The sequence below is a fragment of the Streptomyces sp. NPDC000134 genome (genome assembly GCF_042899225.1).
In the GTDB taxonomy this organism is placed as follows: Bacteria; Actinomycetota; Actinomycetes; order Streptomycetales; family Streptomycetaceae; genus Streptomyces.
Genome location: NZ_JBIAZN010000015.1, coordinates 45,754 through 66,369, shown reverse-complemented (window position 1 = coordinate 66,369; position 20,616 = coordinate 45,754). Strand labels below are relative to the sequence as shown.

Genomic DNA, 20,616 nt, shown 5'->3' with positions numbered 1-20,616 from the left:
GGGGGCACGTGCGAAGCCCAGTATCGACGCCACCGGCCGGCGGAGATCACCCGGGGGTCCGCCGACCGGCCGCAACGGTGGATGTGGATCACGCGCCGCGACGGGCAACAGTGCTGGAGAGATCGGCGGGCGACCGCGCACGACCGTACGGCACGACAAGGAGCGATGTGATGAATCTGGACCTAGGCGGGCGGACGGCACTGGTGACCGGTTCCTCCCAGGGGATCGGCGCGGCGATCGCCGCCGGACTGGCTCGGGCCGGCGCCAAGGTGGGCGTGAACGGGCGGGACGCCGGACGCCTGGAGAAGGCCGTGGGCGGACTGCGCGCCCAGGTGCCGGAGGGCGAGTTCGTGCCGGTCGCGGCCGACCTCGGCACCGAGGAGGGCGCCGGGCGCGCCGTCGCGGAACTGCCGGACGTCGACATCCTCGTCAACAACCTCGGCATCTTCGGCGCCGCGCCCGCGCTGGAGATCGAGGACGACGAGTGGCGCCGGTACTTCGAGATCAACGTCCTCGCGGGCGTCCGGCTCACCCGCGCGTATCTCCCCCGGATGAGGGACCGGGGCTGGGGGCGTGTGCTGTACATCGCCAGTGACTCGGCGGTCGTGATCCCGGCCGAAATGATCCATTACGGCATGTCCAAGACCGCGCTGCTCGCGGTGAGCCGCGGCTTCGCGAAGGAGGCGGCGGGCAGCGGTGTCACCGTGAACTCGGTGATCGCCGGGCCCACCCGCACCGAGGGCGTCGAGGACTTCGTGTACCAGTTGGTGGACCGGGAGCTGCCCTGGGAGGAGGCGCAGCGCGTGTTCATGCGGGAGCACCGGCCGCAGTCGCTGCTCCAGCGGCTGATCGAGCCCGAGGAGATCGCCAACCTCGTGGTGTACCTCAGCTCCGCGCAGGCGTCGGCCACCACCGGCGCGGCCGTCCGCGTGGACGGCGGCTACGTCGACTCGATCCTGCCGTAGCCGTAGCCGTAGCCGTAGCCGTAGCCGGTGGTGGCCGTGGCAGCCGGGGGCCCGGTCGTGCCGGGGCCTACTCGCGGTCGGTGCCGCCGCTGCGGTTGGGGCGGTCCGGGTGCGGCTCGCGGCCGCCGACGACGTCGCTGACGCCGGACTCGTCGGCGGTGTCCTCGTGCGGACGCGGCGTGGACCGCCCGCCCGCCTGGCCGCCGCCGCTGGTCCCGTAGCCGCCGGGCACGCCGGGGACGCTGTCCGCGTCGGCCTGTTCGCGGCTGATGTGCCGGGTGGCGCGGACGCCCGCGCGCCGCTCGGGGTACGGATAGCTGAAGGGCCGGGACTCGGCGCGCTCCCGCTCCGACTCGGCGGAGGGCGCCTCGTCCCGGTGCTCGGTATTCTTGCGTTCGGTCATGGCCCCCGCGTACCCGTGCGGGGGCGCCCCATGTGACTCACTCCTCCTGTTCCGCGCGCCGCCTGTCCTGCTCGTCCCAGGCGCGGGTGTCGCGCGGCTCGACGTAGGGCTCGCTGTCGGCCGGGTGGCCGCCGTCGATGACCCGCTGCCGGGCCAGCTCGGCGTCGAACTCCAGGCCCAGCAGGATCGCCAGATTGGTCACCCACAGCCAGACCAGGAAGATGATCACACCGGCAAGGGTTCCGTACGTCTTGTTGTACGAGCCGAAGTTCGCCACGTAGAAGGCGAACGCGGCGGAGGCGACCATCCAGATCAGCAGGGCCAGGAAGCTGCCCGGAGTGATCCAGCGGAAGCTGCGCACCTTGGCGTTCGGGGTCGCCCAGTACAGGACCGCGATCATGAGGATGACCAGCAGGACCAGCACCGGCCACTTGGCGATGGACCAGACGGTCAGCGCGGTGTCGCCGATGCCCAGCGCGGTGCCCGCCTGCTTGGCGAGGCTGCCGGTGAAGACGACGATCAGCGCGCTGGCCACGGCGAGCACCAGCAGCAGCACGGTCAGCGCCACCCTGAGCGGCAGCACCTTCCACAGCGGCCGTCCCTCGGCGACGTCGTAGACGGCGTTGGCCGAGCGGATGAACGCGGCCACGTAACCGGAGGCCGACCACACGGCGCCGACCAGGCCGACCACGGCCAGCACCGAGCCCAGCCCGGCCTTGGCCTGCAACTGCTCGATCGCGCTGGACAGCACGTCCCGCGCGGAGCCGGGCGCGAGCTTCTGCACGTTGTCCAGGACCTCCTGGGTGGCCGACTGCCCGGCGATGCCGAGCAGCGAGACCAGCACCAGCAGGGCCGGGAACAGCGACAGGATGCCGTAATAGGTCAGGGCGGCGGCGCGGTCGGTCAGCTCGTCGTCCTGGAACTCCCGCACCACGCGCCGCAGCAGCGAGGTCCAGGAGTGCTTGGGCAGCTCGGTGGGGGAGTCGGGCGCGGCGCGCTCGGTGGCGGCATCCGGGCCGAAGTCCTCGCGGGTCGCCCCGGGCGTCTCGTGGTCGTCCGGACCGGATTCGTGCTTGTCGCGATGGGGGAAGCGGAGTCGGGCCATACCGCACGAGTTGCCCGTATCGGCATGAGCACGCCCCGCGGTCGGGCCGCAGTATGCCGCATCGCGGGCACGTTCCTCCGGAAAATGCCAAAGCTCTCACGGCACGTCCGCGACGTTCCGTAGCTTCGCGGTCACGTTCGAGGAACACCCGTGCAAAAGGGAGGGGAGCCGGCGTGCCCGGAATCGACGAGAGCCTGCTGGAGGTCATGCGGCTGCCCGGGGCACGGGGCGCGTCGCTGGTCGACTGGATCAGCGGACTCGCCCTGGGAGCGGTGGGCGAGGCGCCGGGCGGCGACCCGGAGGCCACCGCCGCCGAGACGGCGGAACTGGCCCGGCACGCCGCGGAGAGCGGCTCGCCGGCGGTGCCCGCCCCCGACGGCGCGGGCGGCAAGGAGCAGTCGGTCGAGGACCTGATCGTCACCACCGCCGACGCCTACCACCTGGTGCGGTTCGTCCCCACCCCCTTCGACAGCACCGTCTTCCTCCAGTTGTGGCTGGACCGGGGCGAGGGCAATCTGGCGCTGGCCCGGATCAGGATGGCCGAGATCGCGGCCCGCATGGTGCTCGGGTGACCATGGCCGAGATCGCCCACGCCACCGTCACCGCGGCGCTCGGCGCCCTGGCGGCCGAGGGGGCCACCGGCGCCCTGACCTGCGAGCGAGGCGTCTTCCACCTCGCGGCGGGCCGCGTCGCGCACGTCGAGTCCCCCGCCGCACCCGGCCCCGGCGTCCTGCTCGCCCACGGCGGGGCCGCCGCCCCGGACACCCGGTCGGCGGACGGCCGGGACGATGCCCGGCACCGGGTCGCGCGCCGGCCGGTGGACGGTGGCCGGCTCGCCGCGGGGGCGCTGGAGATCTGCCACCTCGGCGCCCTGTTCGACGCCGCGTACTTCGCGCTGGCCGAGAACGCCCCGGGGTGCCGCTTCCGGCCGGGCGCCGCGCACCGGCCCGGCGCGGTCCGCCCGGTGCCGGTGGCGACCGTGCTGCGCGAGGCCCGGCGCCGCCGCGACCTGCTGGACCGCATCTGGCCCGACGCCGCCGTCGACGCCGCCCCGCTGGCCCGGGTGCCGGGCGCCCGCGCCGCCCGGCTGCCGCCCCGGCGGGCCCGGGTCCTCGCCCGGGTCGACGGCGTCCGGACCGCCGCGGACATCGCCGAGGCCCTGGCCTGCCGCACGTACCACACCCTCGTCGAACTGCGCCGCCTGGCCGCCGACGGGCTCGTCACCGCCGCCGCCCGCGTCCCCGCCCCGCGCGTACCGGGCCCGGACCCGTGCGCGGACGCGTGGGACGACCCCGGCACGGCCCTGCTGCGGCGGGTCCGCGACGCCTTGGAGGCCCTGTGATCCGCGCACGTCGCCGGCGTGCGGAAAGGAGACTGCTCATGGCCGTCGAGAGCGACGTCCTGGCGGAACTGCGCCGACTGCGCCACCGCGTGCCCAGGCTCACCGGGTCGCTCGCGGCCACCGTCGACGGACTGGTGCTGGCCGAGGACGCGCCGGACACCGAGCCCGAGGGCCTCGCCGCGCTCACCGCCGCCGCCCTCGGCGTCGCCCACCGCACGGCGGACGCCACCGGCCGGGGCGAGTTCCGGGAACTGCTGCTGCGCGGCAGCGGGGGATACGTCGCCGCCTACGCGGCCGGCCCCGCCGCCGTCCTCACCCTGCTCGCCGACGGCGGCGTCAACGTGGGCCGGCTGCACCTGGAGGGCCGGCGCGCCGGCACCCGGATCGGCGACCTGCTCGCCGCCCGTGACCGCCTCGCCCGGCCCGCCGACCCCGGACCGCCCCCGCCCGGCGGCGGCACGGAAGCCGGCGGCGCCACGGCACCCGGCGGCCCGCCGCGCCCCGCCGGCCCTCTGCCGGTGCGCACCCCGCACCGCCCCTGATCCGCTTCGCCCACCCGAGTCACCGAGTCACCGAGTCACTGATGAAGGGAACCACCCATGGCCAACCTGGAGACCTCGCTCAAGGAATGCCTCGGCGCCATCGATGGAGCCACGGCCGTCGCGCTCGTGGACTACACCAGCGGGATGGCCCTCGGCACCCTGGGCGGCGGCAAGAGCTTCGACCTGGAGGTCGCCGCCGCCGGCAACACCGACGTGGTGCGCTCCAAGCTGCGCACCATCGAGCACCTCGGTCTGAAGGAGGAGATCGAGGACATCCTGATCACGCTCAACACCCAGTACCACCTGATCCGCCTGCTCAAAGGCCGCGGCGGCAACGGGCTGTTCCTCTATCTGGTGCTGGACGCGGGCCGGGCCAACCTGGCGATGGCCCGCCACCAACTGCGCCGCATCGAGAGCGAACTGGAGATCTGACGGCGCCGGGGGGGGGCCCCCCCCGGGGCGCCCCCCCCCCCCCCGCCCGCGCGCCCCCCCCCCCCCCCCCGGCCCCCCCCCCCCCCCCCAAAAACCCCCCCCCCCCCCCCCCCCCCCCCCCCCCCCCCAAAAACCCCCCCCCGAACNNNNGGTGGGGGGGGGGGCGGGGGGCCCCCCCCCGGGGCGCCGCCCCCCCCCCCCGGGGCGCGGTCGCCGTGCCAAGGGGGTGGGGGGCGGGGGGGGGGGGCGCCCGGGGGGGGCCCCCCCCCCGGCGAAGCGGCTCAGGCGCCGCTCTCCCGCAGCATGTCCTCGCGCTCGACCAGCTTCACCCGCTCCCGGCCCTGCGGCTCGCCCAGCGCGCGCTCCGCGGCGTCCAGCTTGTACCAGCCGTCCCACGTGGTGAACCGGATGTTCCGCTCGGCCAGGAAGGCGTCGACCGCCTCCGGCGCGGGCGCCGACGGCGTGTGCAGCCGCTCGTTGGCGTAGTCGTCCAGCAGGCTGGCCACCGTCTCGTTGGCGTCGCCCTTGGTGTGGCCGATCAGGCCGATGGGGCCGCGCCGGACCCAGCCGGTGACGTACGTGGACCGCAGGTGCTCGCCGGACTCCTGGACGACCCGGCCGCCCTGGTCCGGGACGGTGCCGGACTCCAGGTCCCAGGGCAGCTTGGGCAGCTTGTCGGAGAGGTAGCCGACCGCGCGGTAGACCGCGGTGACGTCCCAGTCCTTGAACTCGCCGGTGCCCTTGACGTTGCCCGTGCCGTCCAGCGCGGTGCGCTCGGTGCGCAGGCCGACGACCTTGCCGTCCGCGCCGAGGATCTCCGCCGGGGACTCGAAGAAGTGCAGGTAGAGCTTGTGCGGGCGGTCGCCGGCATCGCGTATCGCCCAGTTCTCCAGGGTCTTGGCGACCATGTCGGCCTGCTTGTTGCCGCGCCGGGTGGCGATCGAGCCCTCGTCGTAGTCGATGTCCTCGGGGTCGACGATGACCTCGATGTTGGGGGAGTGGTCCAGCTCCCGCAGCTCCATCGGGGAGAACTTCGCCTGCGCCGGGCCGCGCCGGCCGAAGACGTGGATCTCCAGCGCCTTGTTCGCCTTCAGGCCCTCGTACACGTTCGGCGGGATCTCGGTGGGCAGCAGCTCGTCCGCCGTCTTGGCGAGGATGCGGGCCACGTCCAGGGCGACGTTGCCGACGCCGAGCACCGCGACCTTCTCGGCCTCCAGCGGCCAGGTGCGCGGCACGTCGGGGTGGCCGTCGTACCAGGAGACGAAGTCGGCGGCGCCGTAGGAGCCGTCGAGGTCGACGCCCGGGATCGCGAGCGCCCGGTCGGCCGTCGCGCCGGTGGCGAAGATCACGCCGTCGTAGAACGCGCGAAGGTCGTCCAGGCCGATGTCGGTCCCGTAGTCCACGTTGCCGAAGAGGCGGATCTGCGGCTTGTCCAGCACCTGGTGCAGGGCCGTGATGATGCCCTTGATCCGCGGGTGGTCGGGGGCGACGCCGTAGCGGATGAGCCCGAACGGGGCGGGCATGCGCTCGAAGATGTCGATGGACACGCCGGGGTCGGCGGCCACCTCGGACTTGAGCAGGGCGTCGGCGGCGTAGATCCCGGCGGGGCCGGACCCGACGATGGCTACCCGCAGAGGGCGGGGCATGTGCGGTTTCCCTTCGAGCGGTGAACAGTATCGACTCACCGGGAAGCCTAAGCTAAGGGGACCCTAAGTCGGTACGCGGGTCCGGTCTATGGGCTCATAAGGCCGGCTTATGACTCGCCAAGGCGTGGGTTTGGACCGCGCGGGACCGGAGACGCAGGCGGGAGGGCCGACCGGTCTCGTGGAGGGAGCCCCCGTGAACGATCCGAACCGCTGGCGAGCCCTGTGGGTGACCCTGGTCGCCGGGTTCATGATCCTGCTGGACGTCACCATCGTCGCCGTCGCCCTGCCCTCCATGCAGCGCGAACTGGACGCCTCGGCGGCGTCCGTGCAGTGGGTCGTCTCCGGTTACGCGCTGGCGTTCGCGCTGACCCTGGTGACCGCGGGCCGCCTCGGTGACGCGTACGGCCGGCGCCGGGTCTTCCTGATCGCGCTGGCCGCCTTCGTGGTGTGCAGCGCCGCCGCGGGCGCCGCGCCGACGATCGCCTGGCTCGTCGTCGCCCGGCTCGCCCAGGGCGTCGCCGCCGGGTCGCTGGCCCCGCAGAACTCCGCGCTCATCCAGCAGATGTTCCAGGACGCCGAGCGCGGCCGGGCCTTCGGCATGTTCGGCGCCACCGTCGGCGTCTCCAGCGCGGTCGGCCCGGTGGTGGGCGGCCTGATCCTGTCCCTCGCCGACGGCGCCGACGGCTGGCGGTGGATCTTCTACGTCAACGTGCCGGTCGGCCTGCTCGCCCTGCTGCTCGGCGTCCGGCTGCTGCCCCGCCTCGCGCCCGGCCGGCGCGGCGGACTGGACCTCACGGGCGTCGCCCTGCTGGGCCTGGGCATCCTCGCGGTGATGCTGCCCCTGGTGCTCGCCGAGGCCGGCGGGCTGGGCCGCCTGTGGTGGCTGTTCCCGGCGGGGCTGCTGGTCCTCGCGGGCTTCGTCCGCTGGGAACGCCGGGTCGCCGCCCGCGACGGGGACCCGCTGCTCGATCCCCGGCTGCTCACCGAGACCCGCGGGTACGCCACCGGGGCGGGGCTGGCCGCCCTGTACTTCGTCGGCTTCAGCGGCGTCTGGCTGGTCTTCGCGCTGTTCTTCCAGAACGGCCTCGGCTACTCACCGCTGCGCTCGGGCCTGGCGGTGACCCCGTTCGCCGTCGGCTCCGCCACCGCGGCGGCCGTCGCGGGCCGGCTGGTCGGCCGGTTCGGCCGGTCGCTGACCGTGTGGGGGCTCGTCGCCGTCATGGCGGGCCTCGGCGGCACCGCCCTGCTGCTGTGGCTGGGGCCCGCCGGAGCGAGCGCCTGGCAGGCCGCGCCGCTGCTGTTCCTCGGCGGCCTGGGCAGCGGCTGCGTGATCTCCCCGAACGTCACCATGACGCTGCGCGAGGTGCCCGTACGCATGGCGGGCGCCGCCGGGGGCGCCCTGCAGACCGGCCAGCGGCTGGGCGGCGCCGTGGGCACCGCCGCGCTGCCCGGCCTCTTCTACCTGGTGCTCAGCGGCACCCACGAGGACTACCGGGCCGCCATCGGCCTCTCGGTCGGCTCGGGCGTCGTCTTCCTGCTCTGCGCGCTGGCCGTGGCCGTCGCCGACCGGCGGCGGGACCGCTCCGGCGGCGGAGCCCGCACGCCGCAGCGGTCCCCGGGCCACTCGCACGCCGCTCACCGCTGACCGGGGGTCAGCGGCGCTTGCCGATCCTGCGCAGCAGCCCCTGGGCCTGTGCCCGGCGGCGCGGGTCGGCGGCGGCCCGCCGCACCTGCTCCGTGGCCCGGCGCCCCTGCGGGCTGCGCGCGAACTGCTTGATCCGGTTCAGTACTCCGGCCATGACATCCTCCCGAGATCGCCCGTACGCGGACGGTGACGCCCGCACCGCTCCGCTTACCCGGCCCGGCCCCGCTCACCCCGCCCCGGGACGGGTTTGAGTCCGCCGGACCGGGAAAACCGGAGGTTCATCGGAACCGAGCAACCGCTGAGGTGAGCAGACCGTGGCAGGCAACGAGAAGTCCAAGGCGAAGACCGAGCAGGTCAAGGGCAAGGCGAAGGAAGCGGCCGGCCGGGCCGTCGGCAACGAGAAGCTGGAAGCCGAGGGCCGTGCCGAGCAGGCCAAGGGAGACGCCCGCCAGGCCAAGGAGAAGACCAAGGACGCGTTCCGCCACTGAGCGGCGCCCACCCGTCCTCGCGGACCGGCCCCCCGGCGGGGCCGGTCCGCGCCGTCGTTCACGGGATCGGCTGCTGCGCCCAGATCACCTTGCCGTCGGGCGTGTAGCGGGTCCCCCACCGCTCGGCCAACTGGGCGACCAGGAACAGCCCGCGCCCGCCCTCGTCGGTCATGGCCGCGTACCGCAGGTGCGGCGAGGTGCTGGTGCCGTCGAACACCTCGCAGATCAGGCTGCGGTCGCGCAGCACCCGCACGTGGATGGGCTCCGCGCCGTACCGGATCGCGTTGGTGACCAGTTCGCTCAGGATCAGCTCGGTGGTGAACACCAGCTCCTCCAGCCCCCACTCGGCGAGCCGCCGCGTCACCCCGGCGCGGACCTCGCCGACGGCCGCCGGATCGGCCGGCACCCGCCACTGGGCGACCCGGTCCTCGCCGAGCGCCCGGGTCCGGGCGACCAGCAGCGCGATGTCGTCGACCGGCCGCGCCGGCAGCCGGGCGTCCAGCACCTTCTCGCAGGTCTCCTCCGGTGACGGGCCGGCCGCCGCGAGCGCCGCCCGCAGTTCCTCCAGACCGGTGTCGATGTCGTGCCCCCGGTCCTCGACCAGCCCGTCCGTGTAGAGCACCAGACGGCTGCCCTCCGCCAGTTGCAGCTCGGTCGTCTCGAACGGCAGCCCGCCGAGCCCCAGCGGCGGACCGGCCGGCACGTCGGGGAACTCCACCCGCCCGTCGGGGTGGACCAGCGCCGGCGGCGGATGCCCGGCCCGCGCCAGCACACAGCTCCGGGCCACCGGGTCGTAGATCGCGTACAGACAGGTCGCCCCGGTGACCGCGGCGCCGCCGCCCTCGGCCGCCTGGTCCTGGTCGATCCGGCCGACCAGCTCGTCCAGCAGCGTCAGCAGTTCGTCCGGGGCGAGGTCCAGCGCGGCGAAGTTGTGCACCGCCGTGCGCAGCCGCCCCATGGTGGCCGCCGCGTGCAGGCCGTGCCCGACGACGTCGCCCACCACCAGCGCGACCCGCGCCCCGGACAGCGGCAGGACGTCGAACCAGTCGCCGCCCACCCCGGCCTGCGCGGGCAGGTACCGGCTGGCGATGTCCACGGCGCTCTGCTCCGGCAGCGTGCGCGGCAGCAGACTGCGCTGGAGCGTCACCGCCAGACCGTGCTCGCGCGTGTAGCGGCGGGCGTTGTCGATGGAGACCGCGGCCCGCGTGACCAGTTCCTCGGCGAGCGCCAGCTCGTCCGCGTCGAACGGCTCGGGCCGCTCGGCGCGCCAGAAGCCGACCACGCCGAGCACCAGGGCGCCCGCCCGCAGCGGCACGGTGATCAGCGAGTGGATGCCGTACGCCACCACCTGGGCGGAGCGCTCGGCGTCCTGAACCTGCCAGTCGGGCGCGCGGGCCAGGTCGGGTTCCAGGACGGGGCGTCCGGTGCGCAGGCTGCGGCCCTGCGGGGACCCGTCGACGAAACGTATCTGCCGGCCCACCGGATACAGCGGGCTGTCCGTGCGGACCCCGCTGAGCGCGGTGCGGCGCAGCGGGGTCACCCCCTCCGGCTGGCCCCCGGCGAGCACGGCGTCGAACAGGTCGACGGTGACGAAGTCCGCGAACCGGGGCACGGCCAGCTCCGCCAGTTCCTCGGCGGTGCGGGTGACGTCCAGGCCGGTGCCGACGCCGACCCCGGCGTCGTACAGCAGGTCCAGGCGTTCCCGGGCGGTCTCGGCGCGGCCGGACAGGGCCCGCAGCTCGGTGGTGTCGCGCAGGGTGGCGACGGTGCCGGGCGGGCCGTCGCGGATGTCGGTGGAGCGCTGGCTGACGGCCAGCAGCCGGTCCTTGACCAGGTGCACCTCGTCCGTGGCCCGGCGTCCGGAGGCCAGCAGGTCCGCGACGGCGGCGGGCAGCCCGAGGTCGCCGACGCGGCGGCCCTCGGCGTCGGCGGGCAGGTCGAGCAGCCGCTGCGCCTCGTCGTTGGCGAGCAGCAGGGTGCCCTCGCCGCCGACGATGAGGACGCCCTCGCGGACCGCGTGCAGAACGGCGTCGTGGTGTTCGTACATCCGGGTCATCTCGTCCGGTCCCAGCCCGTGCGTCTGGCGCCGCAGCCGTCTGCTGACGAGTGCGGTGCCCGCCGTGGCCAGGGCCAGCGCCAGGGCGGCGGCGACGAGGACCAGGGGGAGCTGCCGGTCGGCGGCGCCGCCCACGTTCTCCGTGGTGATGCCGGCCGAGACCAGGCCCACGACGGTGCCGTCGGCCGCCCTCACCGGGACCACCGCCTGTACCAGCGGCCCTATGGTGCCGTCGATCTCCTCGGTGACGGTCCGCCCGGCGAGCGCGGGCCCGAGGGTGCCGACGAACTTCTTGCCGATGCGGTCGGGCCGGGGGTGGGTGTAGCGGATGCCGTCGGTGTTCATCACGACGACGAAGTCCACGCCGGTCGCCTCGCGGGCGGCCTCGGCGCGGGGCTGGAGCACCGCCGTGGGGTCGGGGGCGCGCAGCGCCTCGCGGATGCCCGGGGACTCGGCGAAGGCGCCGGCCACGGCGACCGAGCGGTCGCGGGCCTCCTCGGTGCTGTCGTAGCGCCCCTGGAGCACCAGGGCGGCCACGGCGGCCAGTACCAGCAGCAGCACCACGACGACCTGGAGGAGGAACACCTGCCCGGCCAGGCTGCGTCCGGGCAGCGTCGACCGGTCCCGCCGCGACCGGTCCTCGTCTCGCCGCCGCCGGGCGAGCGGACCACTGGGACGACGGGCTGACCGGACCTCCGATCGACCCATGAGTCGGACCATGTGCCCATGTCTACACTGCCGGGCCGCGTGAGGCGAGAGAGACCCCCACCGGGCCGCCGCCCCGGAACGGTCTCCGGAACTCCGAAAGTTTCGGTCCCCAGGTCAGCGCGCCGGAGGGCGAGGGGCCGACTGTTCCGGGGAAACAATGCGGTGAGAGGCGTTGACCCGGCCTGGGGGAGTCCGTAACCTCCTCCGCGAAATTCGGAAACATTCCCGAAACTTTCGCCGCCCAAGGGATGACATGCATCTGACACGTCTGTTCAGAGCCGCGACCGCCGGGCTCGTCACCGTCGCCGCGCTGACCACCGCGGCGCACACCGCCGGGGCCGCCGAGGCCGCCGACACGCTCGGCGCGGCGGCGGCCGCCCAGGGCCGCTACTTCGGCACCGCCGTCGCCGCAGGCCACCTCGGCGAGTCCGGGTACGCCGCCACCCTGGACCGCGAGTTCACCTCCGTGACGCCCGAGAACGAGATGAAGTGGGACGCCACCGAGCCCACCCGGGGCACCTTCACCTTCGGCACGGCCGACCAGATCGTGAACCACGCCCTCGGCCAGGGCATGGACGTCCGCGGGCACACCCTCGTCTGGCACCAGCAACTGCCGTCCTGGGTGAGCGGCCTGAGCGCCACCGACCTGCGCACCGCCATGAACAGCCACATCAACGGGCTGGCGTCGCACTACCGCGGCAAGATCCACAGTTGGGACGTGGTCAACGAGGCGTTCCAGGACGGCGGCAGCGGCGCCCGCCGCAGCTCCCCGTTCCAGGACAAGCTCGGCGACGGCTACATCGAGGAGGCGTTCCGCACCGCCCGTGCCGCCGACCCGGCCGCCAAGCTCTGCTACAACGACTACAACACCGACGGCGTCAACGCCAAGAGCAATGCCGTCTACAACATGGTCAAGGACTTCAAGGCGCGGGGCGTCCCCATCGACTGCGTCGGCTTCCAGTCCCACTTCAACAGCGCCTCGCCCGTCCCGTCGGACTACCGGGCCAACCTCCAGCGCTTCGCCGACCTCGGCGTCGACGTGCAGATCACCGAACTCGACATCGAGGGCTCCGGCACCGCCCAGGCAGACAGCTACGCGAACGTCGTCCGGGCCTGCCTCGCGGTGAGCCGCTGCACCGGCATCACGGTCTGGGGCATCACCGACAAGTACTCCTGGCGCAGCGGCGGCACCCCGCTGCTGTTCGACGGCAACTACGGCAAGAAGCCCGCCTACGACGCCGTGCTCACCGCCCTCGGCGGTACCGGCGGCGGGGGCGGCGGGGGCGGCGGCTCCGCGTCCTGCACGGCCGCCTTCACCAAGGCCGAGGACTGGCCCGGCGGCTACAACGGCAAGGTGACCATCACCGCGGGCAGCGCGCCGATCACCAACTGGTCGACGACCCTCACCTTCAGCCCGCCGCAGAAGGTCTCCACCGTCTGGAACGGCACCACGAGCTGGGACGCGAGCGGCACCGTGCTGACCGTGCGGTCGAGCTACAACGGTTCGGTCGCGGCCGGCGCCTCGACCAGCTTCGGGTTCACCGTCATGAAGAACGGCAGCGAGGCGGTCCCCACCGTCGGCGCCTGCACGGCCTCCTGACCCCGCCGCCGCGGCCCCCCCCGCACGGGGGCCGCGGCGGCCGGTCCGGCTCAGTCGAACGGGTCGAGGATCAGATACGCCTGGCGCGGGCTGCCGTCCTGCACCAGCGACTCGTGGTGCCCGACGTCGTCGAAGGCGAAGGCGTACGCCTTGCCGTCGACGGTCCGGGAGTGGATCGCCCGTGCGTAGTGGTTGGTCACCGCGTCCTGGTAGAAGGCGGCGGCGGAGGTGTCCGGCTGGGCGGCGTTGACCAGCAGCGTGGACCGGTTGAACCCGGCGCACAGGGTGCGGGAGATCGGGCCGCGCACCTGGTCGTTGGGGGCGTCCAGGAGCTTGTGGCAGCCGAAGACGCTGTCCGCGTCGGGCTTCTGGAAGCTGGTGACGACCGCCCCGGAGCCGTCGGTGAAGCGCATGACCCCGCCGGAGACCCGGCCGTAGTACTTGGTGCCCGGCCGGTCGGCGAAGGGCGTCACCGTCAGCGTGGCCGTGGCGTACTTCTGCCAGACCCGGTCGATGTAGTCGTCCATGACGGAGGCCGGCAGCGCGCCGGTGCCCACGCCGTGGCCGGGGGAGAGGGCCCGCAGCACGGTGCCGTCCGAGCGGGTCTGGACCAGGCCGGCCCACCCGGGCCGGGCGCGCAGGTCGGCGAGGACGCCCCGGTAGCCGCCGGGCTGGAGATGGCCGGTGACGGCGGTGCTGCCGTCGGAGCGCTGGACGCCGACCGCGTAGGGCGCGGAGAACATGTCGACCTGGGTGCTGTTGATCCACAGACCGGCGTCGTTGAGGGTGTATTCCGACCAGTTGAACAGGATGTCCCGGTTCGGGTCGCTCGGGTTCTGCACGGCGGGCTGCACCAGGCCGCCGGTGGCCAGCCGGAAGTCCAGTTTGCGGCCGTAGGAGAAGTAGATCCGGCCGGAGAGCTTGGGGATGCGGATGGTCGCCGACCGGCCGGGCGCGGGCCCGGCGATCGCGGCGTCGGGCGCCGGGACGGGCGGCACGCCGCCGGCCGGCCAGGCGTGGAAGGCGCCGCTCGCGTCGGCCCAGCCCTGCCGGCCGGTCGACAGCTCGGTGCCGAGGTTGTAGACGTACACCGGCTCGGAGCGGCCGGAATTGTTGGTGATCTGGAGCGGGATCGTGGCGGGGACGGCGGCCTCGGCGGGGGCGGCGGGGCCGGCCGCGAGCAGGGCGCCCGCCGCGGCGGTGGCGAGCGCGGTCGCCGTCGCGGCGATCCGGTGCCTGAGTTTGCTGAACATGCGCAACCTCCGTACGGGCCCTGTGGTCAGGGGCGCGGAGACGTGGGGGGAAGTGGTACGGACCAGCTCTGAGAGCGCTCTCAGATTGTCGCCGGAGCGTGCACATGTCAAGGGTTCGGGGTGGTGGGAGCGCTGTCCGCCGGGTATCACACCGGTGCCGCGAGACGACCGAAAAGGCTCCGACGCGGCGGAAGTTGGCGGCAAGCGGATCGTACTGGCCGTTTCGATGCGTATCGTGTGATGCCGCGGGCTCCCTGCTCGACCTGATCGGCCCGAACCGGACGGTGAGACTCTTGATGACCCCGGCGCGCAGACCCGATGCCGTGGACTCCTCGGTGCTGTCCACGGCGGTGGACCTCTCCGGCGGATCGGGGATGATCCCCGCCGCACGCGACCTGGTGCGGGCGTTCGTCGCCCGGCTCGGCGAGGCGGGCGTGGAGGTGCCGAGGACCTTCCCGGACGACGCGCGCCTGGTCGTCAGCGAACTGGTCACCAACGCCCTGCGGCACGCCCCCGGCCCCTGCCGGCTGAAGCTGGCCCTGGTGGACGGCCAGGTGGAGATCGCGGTCACGGACACCGGGGAGGGCTTCCCCACCTTCCTGCCCCGCGACCCCCTGCGGGTCGGCCGGCACGGCCTGGAGATCGTCACCCGGCTCTGCGACGAGGTGATCACCAAGCCGCACGACCGGGGCAAGACCGTGTACGCCCGCCTGCCGCTGGCCTGACTCAGCCGCCGAGGGCCTCGTCGACGCTCGGATAGCAGGTGATCAGGGTGTCCACGCCGACGAGCTGCAGCACGCGCCGCACGGCCGGCCTCGGCGCGGCGAGCCGCAGCCAGTTCCCGCCCGCCTCGGCCGCCTGGTGCGCGGCGATGAACGCGTTGATGCCGCTGGAGTCCATGAAGCCCACCTCCGCGAGATCGACCACCGCGCCCCGCGCCCCCTGGAGGCCGGACACCAGTACGTCGCGGAGCTGAGCGCTGCCGTCGAGATCCACTTCCCCGGCGAGGGTGACGACACAGACCCCGTCCTCAGTGGTGGTGCGGGTGATCAGCAGCCGCTCGGGCACTGCCGCTCCCTCGGTGTCCGCCACGCTTCCTCACTTCTCGTACAGGTCCGGCCCATGGTTGGTGACCATGATGTTAAGGGTCGGCGGGCCCTTGGTGGGCAAGTTGTGGAGGACCGGTTCGACGCGCGGAACCACAGGTGTGTGATTAGTCTCTTTTCGTGTGGCTCACACATTCGACGAACTCGTCCACAAGCGCCGCGCGGCGGACCAGGCGCACAGCAGGGTCCAGGAACTGCGCGGTTCCTACGGGCCGCCCACCCAGCAGCAGTGGACCGCGCGGCAGTCGGACACCTATGAGACCGCCGTACGGGCCTGGCGCGACCTCGACCGTGACTGGCGTGCCGCGATGAACGAGTACATCAGGGAACGGGGCGAGCCGGCCCAGGTGGTCGAGGCGCAGGTGCGCCGGGCCCTGGAGGCGTCCTAGGACCCCGCGTCCCGGGCCGCCTCCTCCCCCAGGAAGGACCGTGCGGTGGCCAGTGCCGCGGCCCGGTCCTCGGGGACCAGGCCGATGCGGGTACGGCGGTCCAGCAGGTCGCCCTCGTCCAGCGCGCCCTCGTGGCGGACCGCCCACAGCAGTTCGGCGCCGGTGACGGGGTGGTCCGGCAGGACCCGCGCGCCGAGCCGGGGATCGCGGGCGGCCAGGGCGTGCACCGCCGGGGCCTCGGTGCCGTAGCGGCGGACCAGCCGGCCCGGGGCCCGCAGTCCCGCCAGCACGCGCGGCGCGGCGGCGCCCACCAGCGGCAGCGCGGCGGTGCGGGAGGGCCCGGCGGCCAGCTCGCGGGCGGCGATCGCGGCGTCCACGGCGTCCTCGGCCATCCTGCGGTACGTCGTCAGCTTGCCGCCGACCACCGTGACCACGCCCTCCGCGGAGGTCAGCACGGCGTGCCGGCGGGAGACGTCCGCCGTGCGCGGCGCGGCACCGGGCCGGGCCCCCGGGGCGGCGTCCAGCAGCGGGCGCAGTCCCGCGAAGGCCCCGACGACGTCCGCGCGGCGCACCGGCGCGTCCAGCACCGAGCCGAGGACGTCGAGCAGGAAGCCGATGTCCGTCTCCGGGGGCTCCGGGACGTCGGGGACCTCACCGGCCACGGGCTCGTCGGTGAGCCCGACGTAGACCCGGCCGTCGTCCTGGGGCAGGACGAGGACGAAGCGGTCGCTCTCGCCGGGGACCGGGACGTGCAGGCCGGCCGGGAGCGGGCCGAGGGCCTCGGCGCGCAGGACCAGATGGGTGCCGCGGGAGGGCCGGACCCGGATGCCGTCCACCAGGCCGCCGGCCCACACCCCCGAGGCGTTGATCACCGCGCGGGCGCGGATCTCGCCCTCCTCGCCGGTGAGTTCGTCCCGTATCCGGGCGCCCGAGGAGGTCAGCTCCAGCGCCCGGACCCGGGTCAGGACCCGGGCGCCGTGCGCGGCGGCGGTCCGGGCGAGGGCGGTCACCAGCCGGGCGTCGTCGGTGAGCCGGCCGTCCCAGGACAGCAGGCCGCCGCGCAGCCCGCCGGGGCGCAGCACCGGGGCGAGCCGGCGGGTCTCCACGGCGGTCAGGCGACGCGGCGCGGGCAGCGTGGCGCGGGCGGTGCGGGCGCTCAGCCGCAGTGCGTCGCCGGCCCGCAGGCCCGCCCAGGCCACCGCCGCCTGCCCGCGCGCCACCAGCGGGGTCAGCGGCAGCACGAACGGCTGGGCGGTCACCAGGTGCGGTGCCGTGCGCTCCATCAGCACCCCGCGCTCGACGGCGCTCTCGTGGGCGACGCCGAACTGCGCGGAGGCGAGGTAGCGCAGCCCCCCGTGGATCAGCTTGGAGCTCCAGCGGGAGGTGCCGAACGCCAGGTCGTGGGCGTCCACGGCGACGACGCTCAGCCCCCGGGCGGCGGCGTCCAGGGCGGCCCCGGCGCCGGTCGCGCCGAGCCCGACGACCAGGACGTCCACGGCCGGCCCCCCGGCGGACGCGGCGAGTTCACGGCTGCGGCGCGCTGCCGACAGGGAGGCGCTCATGGCGTCAGGGTCCTCTCCAGGACGGTGCGCAGCTCCTCGAGGAGGGCGGCGGCGGTCAGGTCGGGGTCGTCCTCGTCGGTCATGGTCCGCAGCGACAGGGCGAAGGACTGCACCACCAGGAGCACGGCGCGGGCCTGCCGGGCGGCCGGCGCGGCGCGCACCGAGCCGTCGGCGTGGCCGTCCCGCAGCGCGTCGCCGAGCAGCCCGAGCAGGGCCTCCTGGCTCGCGCCGCGCCGGTCCAGGACGTAGGGCAGCAGCAGTTCGGGATCGACGTCGACGATCTTGCGGAACAGGGGGTGCCCGCGGAACGCCGCCACCCCGGCCACCAGCCCCTCGACCAGCAGTGTCCGGGCGGGCGCGCCGGGCCGCGGCTCGGGCATGGCGCCGGTGGCCACGGCGGTCCACTCCCGGGTCATCAGGTCGCCGACCAGGGAGCGCACGTCCGGCCAGCGCCGGTAGAGCGTCATCCGGGAGACCCCGGCGCGGCGGGCCACGTCGGTCATCGTGGTCCGCCGGACCCCGACGGCCAGCACGCAGTCCCGCACGGCGTCCAGCACGGCGTCGCCGTCGGCGGGGTTCGGCCGGCCCGACTGGTTGTGACGAATAGGCGTCATGTGTCACAGTGTAACGCCCTTGGGGGCGCCCGCACCGAGGCGGCACGGCACGCCGCCCCGGGGGGCCGGGCCGTCGTACCGACCGTGAGGACAGGACGCGCGCATGGACATGCTGTGGAACGGCTGGGGCGATCCCGGCCGGGCGACCCCGCTGCCCGAGGCCGTGACCGGGCTGCTGCGGGACCTGCTCGGCGTCGAGCCGCGCGCCGTCGCCCCCGCCCGGCTCGCGGACGTCACCGTCCCCGGCACCCCGCTCCCGGACGCCGCCCGCCGCGCGCTGCTGGCCGCCGTCGGCGACCGCGCGGACGCCGTGCGGACCGACCCCGGCAGCCGCGTCCGGCACACCCGGGGCAAGTCCACCCCCGACCTGCTGCGGATACGGGCCGGCGATGCCGCCGACGCCCCGGCCGCCGTCGTCCTGCCCGGCGGCCACGACGAGGTCCTCGCCGTGCTGCGGGCCGCCGCCGGACACGGCGTGAGCGTGGTGCCGTACGGCGGCGGGACCTCCGTCGTCGGCGGCCTCGCCCCCGCGCGGCGCGCCCCCGTCGTCGCCCTCGACCTGCGCCGCATGGACCGCCTGCTCGCCCTCGACCCGGTCTCCCGCACCGCCACCCTCCAGGCGGGCCTGCGCGCCCCCGGGGCCGAGGCGCTGCTCGCCCGGCACGGCTTCACCCTCGGCCACTTCCCGCAGTCCTACGAGTGGGCGACCATCGGCGGCTTCGCCGCGACCCGGTCCAGCGGGCAGGCGTCCGCCGGGTACGGCCGGTTCGACGAGATGGTCCTCGGCCTGACCCTCGCCACTCCCGAGGGCACCCTGGACACCGGCCGCGCCCCCCGCTCGGCCGCCGGGCCCGACCCGCGCCAGCTCCTCCTCGGCTCGGAGGGCGCCTTCGGGGTGATCACCTCCGTCACCGTCCGGGTCCGGCCCGTGCCGCGCGTACGCCGGTACGAGGGCTGGCGGTTCGGTTCCTTCGCCGAGGGCACCGACGCCCTGCGCCGGCTCGCGCAGGACGGCCCGCGCCCCACCGTGCTGCGGCTGTCCGACGAGACCGAGACCCTGGTCGGCCTCGCCCAGCCCGACGCCATCGGCACCTCCCTGAGCGGGGCGGACGCGGGCTGCCTCGCGGTGGTCGGCTTCGAGGGCACCGAGGAGGACACCCACCGGCGCCGGGAGGCCGCGGCGGACGTCCTGCGCGCGGCCGGCGGCGCGTTCGCGGGGGACGAGCCCGGCGCACGCTGGGCGCGGGGGCGCTACTCCGCGCCCTACCTGCGCGACGCGCTCCTGGACGCCGGGGCCCTCGCCGAGACCCTGGAGACGGCGGCCTACTGGTCCCGGCTGCCCGGCCTGTACGCCGCCGTCCGCGAGGCCCTCACCGCCGCCCTCACCGACGCCGGCACCCCGCCGCTGGTCATGTGCCACATCTCGCACGTCTACGAGAACGGCGCCTCGCTGTACTTCACGGTCGTCTGCGCGCAGGGCGAGGACCCCCTCGCGCACTGGACCCGGGCCAAGCACGCCGCGAACGAGGCGATCCTCGCCGCCGGCGGCACCATCACCCACCACCACGGCGTGGGCACCGACCACCGCGACTGGTACGTCCGGGAGACCGGGGACCTCGGTATCGCCGCGCTGCGCGCGGTGAAGCGGACCCTCGACCCGGCCGGGGTGCTCAGCCCCGGCATCCTGCTGCCCGTCGACTGACGGGCCGTCCACGGGCCGACCGCCGGGCGACCACCTGCCGACCTGCTGTCCGCCGGGCGACACCTGCCGACCGCCCACCCGCCGCCCGGCCATCCGTCACCGGCCCCCCGCCGGTCCGCCGCCCGCTCACCCACCGCCCCACCCGAAAGAGGCGCCCCGATGCGACAGTTCACGGCCGTGGTCAATCCCACCGCGGGCGGCGCGGCCGGTGCCGCCGCGCTGCTGCGGGTCGCCCCCCTGCTGCGCGAGGCGGGCGCGGGTGTGGAGACGGAGTACAGCCGCGGTCTCGCGCACGCCCGGGACCTCGCCCGCGAGGCAGGACGGCGCGGCCGGGTGGTGCTCGCCGTCGGCGGGGACGGCATCGCCGGATGCGTCGGCGGCGCCCTCAGCGGCACCGGCGCGCCGCTCGGCCTGGTCCCGGCCGGACGCGGCAACGACTTCGCCCGCGCCCTCGGCCTGCCCGCCGACCCGGCCGACCTCGCCCGGCTCCTGCTGCGCGGCGAACCCCGCCCCGTGGACACCGTCGAGGTGACCTCCGCCGTCCACGGCCGTACGGTGGTCCTCGGCAGCGTGTACGCCGGGGTGGACGCCCTCGCCAACCGGCACGCCAACCACGCGCGCCTGCTGCGCGGCACCGCCTCCTACTACACCGGCGCCCTGCGCGCGATCACCACCTGGCGCGCGGCGGCCTACCGCGTCACCGTCGACGGCACGGAGCACTCGTACCGCGGCTACACCGTCGTCGCCGCCAACTCCGGCTACTACGGCTCCGGCCGGCGGATCGCCCCCGGTGCCCGGGTCGACGACGGACTGCTGGACGTCGTGATGATCCGGGACGCGCCGAAGCGGCTGTTCTTCGCCCTGATGAACGAACTGCGGGCGGGCACCCACGTCCACCGGCCCCAGGTGCGGGTCGTCCGGGGCCGGGAGATACGGATCGAGGCCGACCGAGAGGTGCCCTACGGCGCGGACGGCGAGGTCGAGGCGGTGCTGCCGGTCACGGCGCGGGTGCTGCCCGGCGCGCTGCGCGTCCTGTGCTGAACACGCCCGCCGGGCGG

At 74.9% G+C, this 20,616-nt stretch carries 21 protein-coding genes; 12 read left to right on the top strand and 9 right to left on the bottom strand.

Annotated features, from left to right (window positions below; all coding sequences use genetic code 11):
• The first annotated feature begins 170 nt into the window (after positions 1-170).
• The gene (locus ACFY32_RS22695; protein ID WP_390675099.1) at positions 171-965 is read left to right on the top strand and encodes an SDR family NAD(P)-dependent oxidoreductase; all 795 of its coding nucleotides are present in this window, start codon (positions 171-173) and stop codon (positions 963-965) included.
• A 67-nt stretch (positions 966-1,032) separates the two neighbouring features.
• Here the strand turns inward: ACFY32_RS22695 and ACFY32_RS22690 are convergent, their stop codons facing one another.
• Both ACFY32_RS22690 and ACFY32_RS22685 read right to left on the bottom strand, forming a co-directional pair.
• A complete protein-coding gene (locus ACFY32_RS22690) occupies positions 1,033-1,368 on the bottom strand; it encodes a hypothetical protein (protein WP_359203801.1) in 336 nt (111 codons plus the stop codon).
• A gap of 37 nt (positions 1,369-1,405) precedes the next feature.
• The gene (locus tag ACFY32_RS22685; RefSeq protein ID WP_359203804.1) at positions 1,406-2,473 is read right to left on the bottom strand and encodes a YihY/virulence factor BrkB family protein; all 1,068 of its coding nucleotides are present in this window, start codon (positions 2,471-2,473) and stop codon (positions 1,406-1,408) included.
• 173 nt (positions 2,474-2,646) lie between these two features.
• Here ACFY32_RS22685 and ACFY32_RS22680 point away from each other — a divergent pair, with 173 nt between their 5' ends.
• The 4 genes from ACFY32_RS22680 to ACFY32_RS22665 are packed head-to-tail and all read left to right on the top strand — an operon-like array spanning position 2,647 to position 4,789.
• A complete protein-coding gene (locus tag ACFY32_RS22680; protein WP_390675098.1) occupies positions 2,647-3,045 on the top strand; it encodes a hypothetical protein in 399 nt (132 codons plus the stop codon).
• A 2-nt stretch (positions 3,046-3,047) separates the two neighbouring features.
• Positions 3,048-3,815 (top strand): hypothetical protein, encoded by a 768-nt coding sequence (locus ACFY32_RS22675; RefSeq protein WP_390675097.1) that lies wholly within the window; start codon positions 3,048-3,050, stop codon positions 3,813-3,815.
• 38 nt (positions 3,816-3,853) lie between these two features.
• Positions 3,854-4,357 (top strand): roadblock/LC7 domain-containing protein, encoded by a 504-nt coding sequence (locus tag ACFY32_RS22670; protein WP_390675096.1) that lies wholly within the window; start codon positions 3,854-3,856, stop codon positions 4,355-4,357.
• A 57-nt stretch (positions 4,358-4,414) separates the two neighbouring features.
• Entirely contained in the window at positions 4,415-4,789 is a 375-nt protein-coding gene (locus ACFY32_RS22665; RefSeq protein WP_390675095.1) for a hypothetical protein, read from the top strand.
• 281 nt (positions 4,790-5,070) lie between these two features.
• Here the strand turns inward: ACFY32_RS22665 and ACFY32_RS22660 are convergent, their stop codons facing one another.
• Positions 5,071-6,435: an FAD-dependent oxidoreductase gene (locus ACFY32_RS22660; protein WP_390675094.1), complete on the bottom strand. Its 1,365-nt coding sequence runs from the start codon at positions 6,433-6,435 to the stop codon at positions 5,071-5,073.
• A 109-nt stretch (positions 6,436-6,544) separates the two neighbouring features.
• On the opposite strand from ACFY32_RS22660, the gene ACFY32_RS22655 reads away from it, so the two are divergent.
• Positions 6,545-8,080, top strand: coding sequence for an MFS transporter (locus ACFY32_RS22655; protein ID WP_390675093.1), 1,536 nt, complete (start codon positions 6,545-6,547; stop codon positions 8,078-8,080).
• A gap of 7 nt (positions 8,081-8,087) precedes the next feature.
• Here ACFY32_RS22655 and ACFY32_RS22650 read toward each other — a convergent pair whose 3' ends face one another.
• Positions 8,088-8,234 carry a hypothetical protein gene (locus tag ACFY32_RS22650; RefSeq protein ID WP_359203426.1) on the bottom strand — a complete coding sequence of 49 codons (147 nt, stop codon included), beginning with the start codon at positions 8,232-8,234 and terminating at the stop codon, positions 8,088-8,090.
• A gap of 160 nt (positions 8,235-8,394) precedes the next feature.
• On the opposite strand from ACFY32_RS22650, the gene ACFY32_RS22645 reads away from it, so the two are divergent.
• Positions 8,395-8,568, top strand: coding sequence for a CsbD family protein (locus ACFY32_RS22645; protein ID WP_359203423.1), 174 nt, complete (start codon positions 8,395-8,397; stop codon positions 8,566-8,568).
• Positions 8,569-8,626: 58 nt separating this feature from the next.
• On the opposite strand, the gene ACFY32_RS22640 is transcribed toward ACFY32_RS22645, so the two are convergent.
• Positions 8,627-11,332 (bottom strand): SpoIIE family protein phosphatase, encoded by a 2,706-nt coding sequence (locus ACFY32_RS22640; protein ID WP_390675092.1) that lies wholly within the window; start codon positions 11,330-11,332, stop codon positions 8,627-8,629.
• A 253-nt stretch (positions 11,333-11,585) separates the two neighbouring features.
• Here ACFY32_RS22640 and ACFY32_RS22635 point away from each other — a divergent pair, with 253 nt between their 5' ends.
• Positions 11,586-12,932 carry an endo-1,4-beta-xylanase gene (locus tag ACFY32_RS22635; RefSeq protein ID WP_390675091.1) on the top strand — a complete coding sequence of 449 codons (1,347 nt, stop codon included), beginning with the start codon at positions 11,586-11,588 and terminating at the stop codon, positions 12,930-12,932.
• A 50-nt stretch (positions 12,933-12,982) separates the two neighbouring features.
• On the opposite strand, the gene ACFY32_RS22630 is transcribed toward ACFY32_RS22635, so the two are convergent.
• The gene (locus ACFY32_RS22630) at positions 12,983-14,185 is read right to left on the bottom strand and encodes a glycoside hydrolase family 64 protein (RefSeq protein WP_390675090.1); all 1,203 of its coding nucleotides are present in this window, start codon (positions 14,183-14,185) and stop codon (positions 12,983-12,985) included.
• Positions 14,186-14,481: 296 nt separating this feature from the next.
• On the opposite strand from ACFY32_RS22630, the gene ACFY32_RS22625 reads away from it, so the two are divergent.
• A complete protein-coding gene (locus tag ACFY32_RS22625) occupies positions 14,482-14,910 on the top strand; it encodes an ATP-binding protein (RefSeq protein WP_390675089.1) in 429 nt (142 codons plus the stop codon).
• Position 14,911: 1 nt separating this feature from the next.
• On the opposite strand, the gene ACFY32_RS22620 is transcribed toward ACFY32_RS22625, so the two are convergent.
• Positions 14,912-15,277, bottom strand: coding sequence for an STAS domain-containing protein (locus ACFY32_RS22620; protein WP_359203412.1), 366 nt, complete (start codon positions 15,275-15,277; stop codon positions 14,912-14,914).
• Positions 15,278-15,413: 136 nt separating this feature from the next.
• Between ACFY32_RS22620 and ACFY32_RS22615 the strand changes: the two genes are divergently transcribed.
• Positions 15,414-15,680: a hypothetical protein gene (locus tag ACFY32_RS22615; protein ID WP_390675088.1), complete on the top strand. Its 267-nt coding sequence runs from the start codon at positions 15,414-15,416 to the stop codon at positions 15,678-15,680.
• On the opposite strand, the gene ACFY32_RS22610 is transcribed toward ACFY32_RS22615, so the two are convergent.
• Entirely contained in the window at positions 15,677-17,242 is a 1,566-nt protein-coding gene (locus ACFY32_RS22610) for a glycerol-3-phosphate dehydrogenase/oxidase (protein ID WP_390675087.1), read from the bottom strand. The two genes, ACFY32_RS22615 and ACFY32_RS22610, sit on opposite strands and share 4 nt — an antisense overlap.
• Positions 17,239-17,856, bottom strand: a complete 618-nt coding sequence (locus ACFY32_RS22605; RefSeq protein ID WP_359203404.1) for a TetR/AcrR family transcriptional regulator — start codon at positions 17,854-17,856, stop codon at positions 17,239-17,241. The genes ACFY32_RS22610 and ACFY32_RS22605 overlap by 4 nt, the downstream gene beginning before the upstream one ends.
• 103 nt (positions 17,857-17,959) lie before the next feature.
• Between ACFY32_RS22605 and ACFY32_RS22600 the strand changes: the two genes are divergently transcribed.
• Together ACFY32_RS22600 and ACFY32_RS22595 are read left to right on the top strand one after the other, a co-directional pair.
• Positions 17,960-19,558: an FAD-binding oxidoreductase gene (locus ACFY32_RS22600; protein ID WP_390675086.1), complete on the top strand. Its 1,599-nt coding sequence runs from the start codon at positions 17,960-17,962 to the stop codon at positions 19,556-19,558.
• 159 nt (positions 19,559-19,717) lie between these two features.
• A complete protein-coding gene (locus tag ACFY32_RS22595; protein WP_359203398.1) occupies positions 19,718-20,599 on the top strand; it encodes a YegS/Rv2252/BmrU family lipid kinase in 882 nt (293 codons plus the stop codon).
• Positions 20,600-20,616 lie beyond the last annotated feature (17 nt).

Excerpts from the sequence above, each read along its gene's own strand:
- ACFY32_RS22695 (WP_390675099.1), top strand. The coding sequence starts at position 171 with ATGAATCTGGACCTAGGCGGGCGGACGGCACTGGTGACCGGTTCCTCC.
- ACFY32_RS22690 (WP_359203801.1), bottom strand. The coding sequence starts at position 1,368 with ATGACCGAACGCAAGAATACCGAGCACCGGGACGAGGCGCCCTCCGCC.
- ACFY32_RS22685 (WP_359203804.1), bottom strand. The coding sequence starts at position 2,473 with ATGGCCCGACTCCGCTTCCCCCATCGCGACAAGCACGAATCCGGTCCG.
- ACFY32_RS22675 (WP_390675097.1), top strand. The coding sequence starts at position 3,048 with ATGGCCGAGATCGCCCACGCCACCGTCACCGCGGCGCTCGGCGCCCTG.
- ACFY32_RS22670 (WP_390675096.1), top strand. The coding sequence starts at position 3,854 with ATGGCCGTCGAGAGCGACGTCCTGGCGGAACTGCGCCGACTGCGCCAC.
- ACFY32_RS22665 (WP_390675095.1), top strand. The coding sequence starts at position 4,415 with ATGGCCAACCTGGAGACCTCGCTCAAGGAATGCCTCGGCGCCATCGAT.
- ACFY32_RS22660 (WP_390675094.1), bottom strand. The coding sequence starts at position 6,435 with ATGCCCCGCCCTCTGCGGGTAGCCATCGTCGGGTCCGGCCCCGCCGGG.
- ACFY32_RS22655 (WP_390675093.1), top strand. The coding sequence starts at position 6,545 with ATGACTCGCCAAGGCGTGGGTTTGGACCGCGCGGGACCGGAGACGCAG.
- ACFY32_RS22650 (WP_359203426.1), bottom strand. The coding sequence starts at position 8,234 with ATGGCCGGAGTACTGAACCGGATCAAGCAGTTCGCGCGCAGCCCGCAG.
- ACFY32_RS22640 (WP_390675092.1), bottom strand. The coding sequence starts at position 11,332 with ATGGGTCGATCGGAGGTCCGGTCAGCCCGTCGTCCCAGTGGTCCGCTC.
- ACFY32_RS22635 (WP_390675091.1), top strand. The coding sequence starts at position 11,586 with ATGCATCTGACACGTCTGTTCAGAGCCGCGACCGCCGGGCTCGTCACC.
- ACFY32_RS22630 (WP_390675090.1), bottom strand. The coding sequence starts at position 14,185 with ATGTTCAGCAAACTCAGGCACCGGATCGCCGCGACGGCGACCGCGCTC.
- ACFY32_RS22625 (WP_390675089.1), top strand. The coding sequence starts at position 14,482 with ATGACCCCGGCGCGCAGACCCGATGCCGTGGACTCCTCGGTGCTGTCC.
- ACFY32_RS22610 (WP_390675087.1), bottom strand. The coding sequence starts at position 17,242 with ATGAGCGCCTCCCTGTCGGCAGCGCGCCGCAGCCGTGAACTCGCCGCG.
- ACFY32_RS22605 (WP_359203404.1), bottom strand. The coding sequence starts at position 17,856 with ATGACGCCTATTCGTCACAACCAGTCGGGCCGGCCGAACCCCGCCGAC.
- ACFY32_RS22600 (WP_390675086.1), top strand. The coding sequence starts at position 17,960 with ATGGACATGCTGTGGAACGGCTGGGGCGATCCCGGCCGGGCGACCCCG.
- ACFY32_RS22595 (WP_359203398.1), top strand. The coding sequence starts at position 19,718 with ATGCGACAGTTCACGGCCGTGGTCAATCCCACCGCGGGCGGCGCGGCC.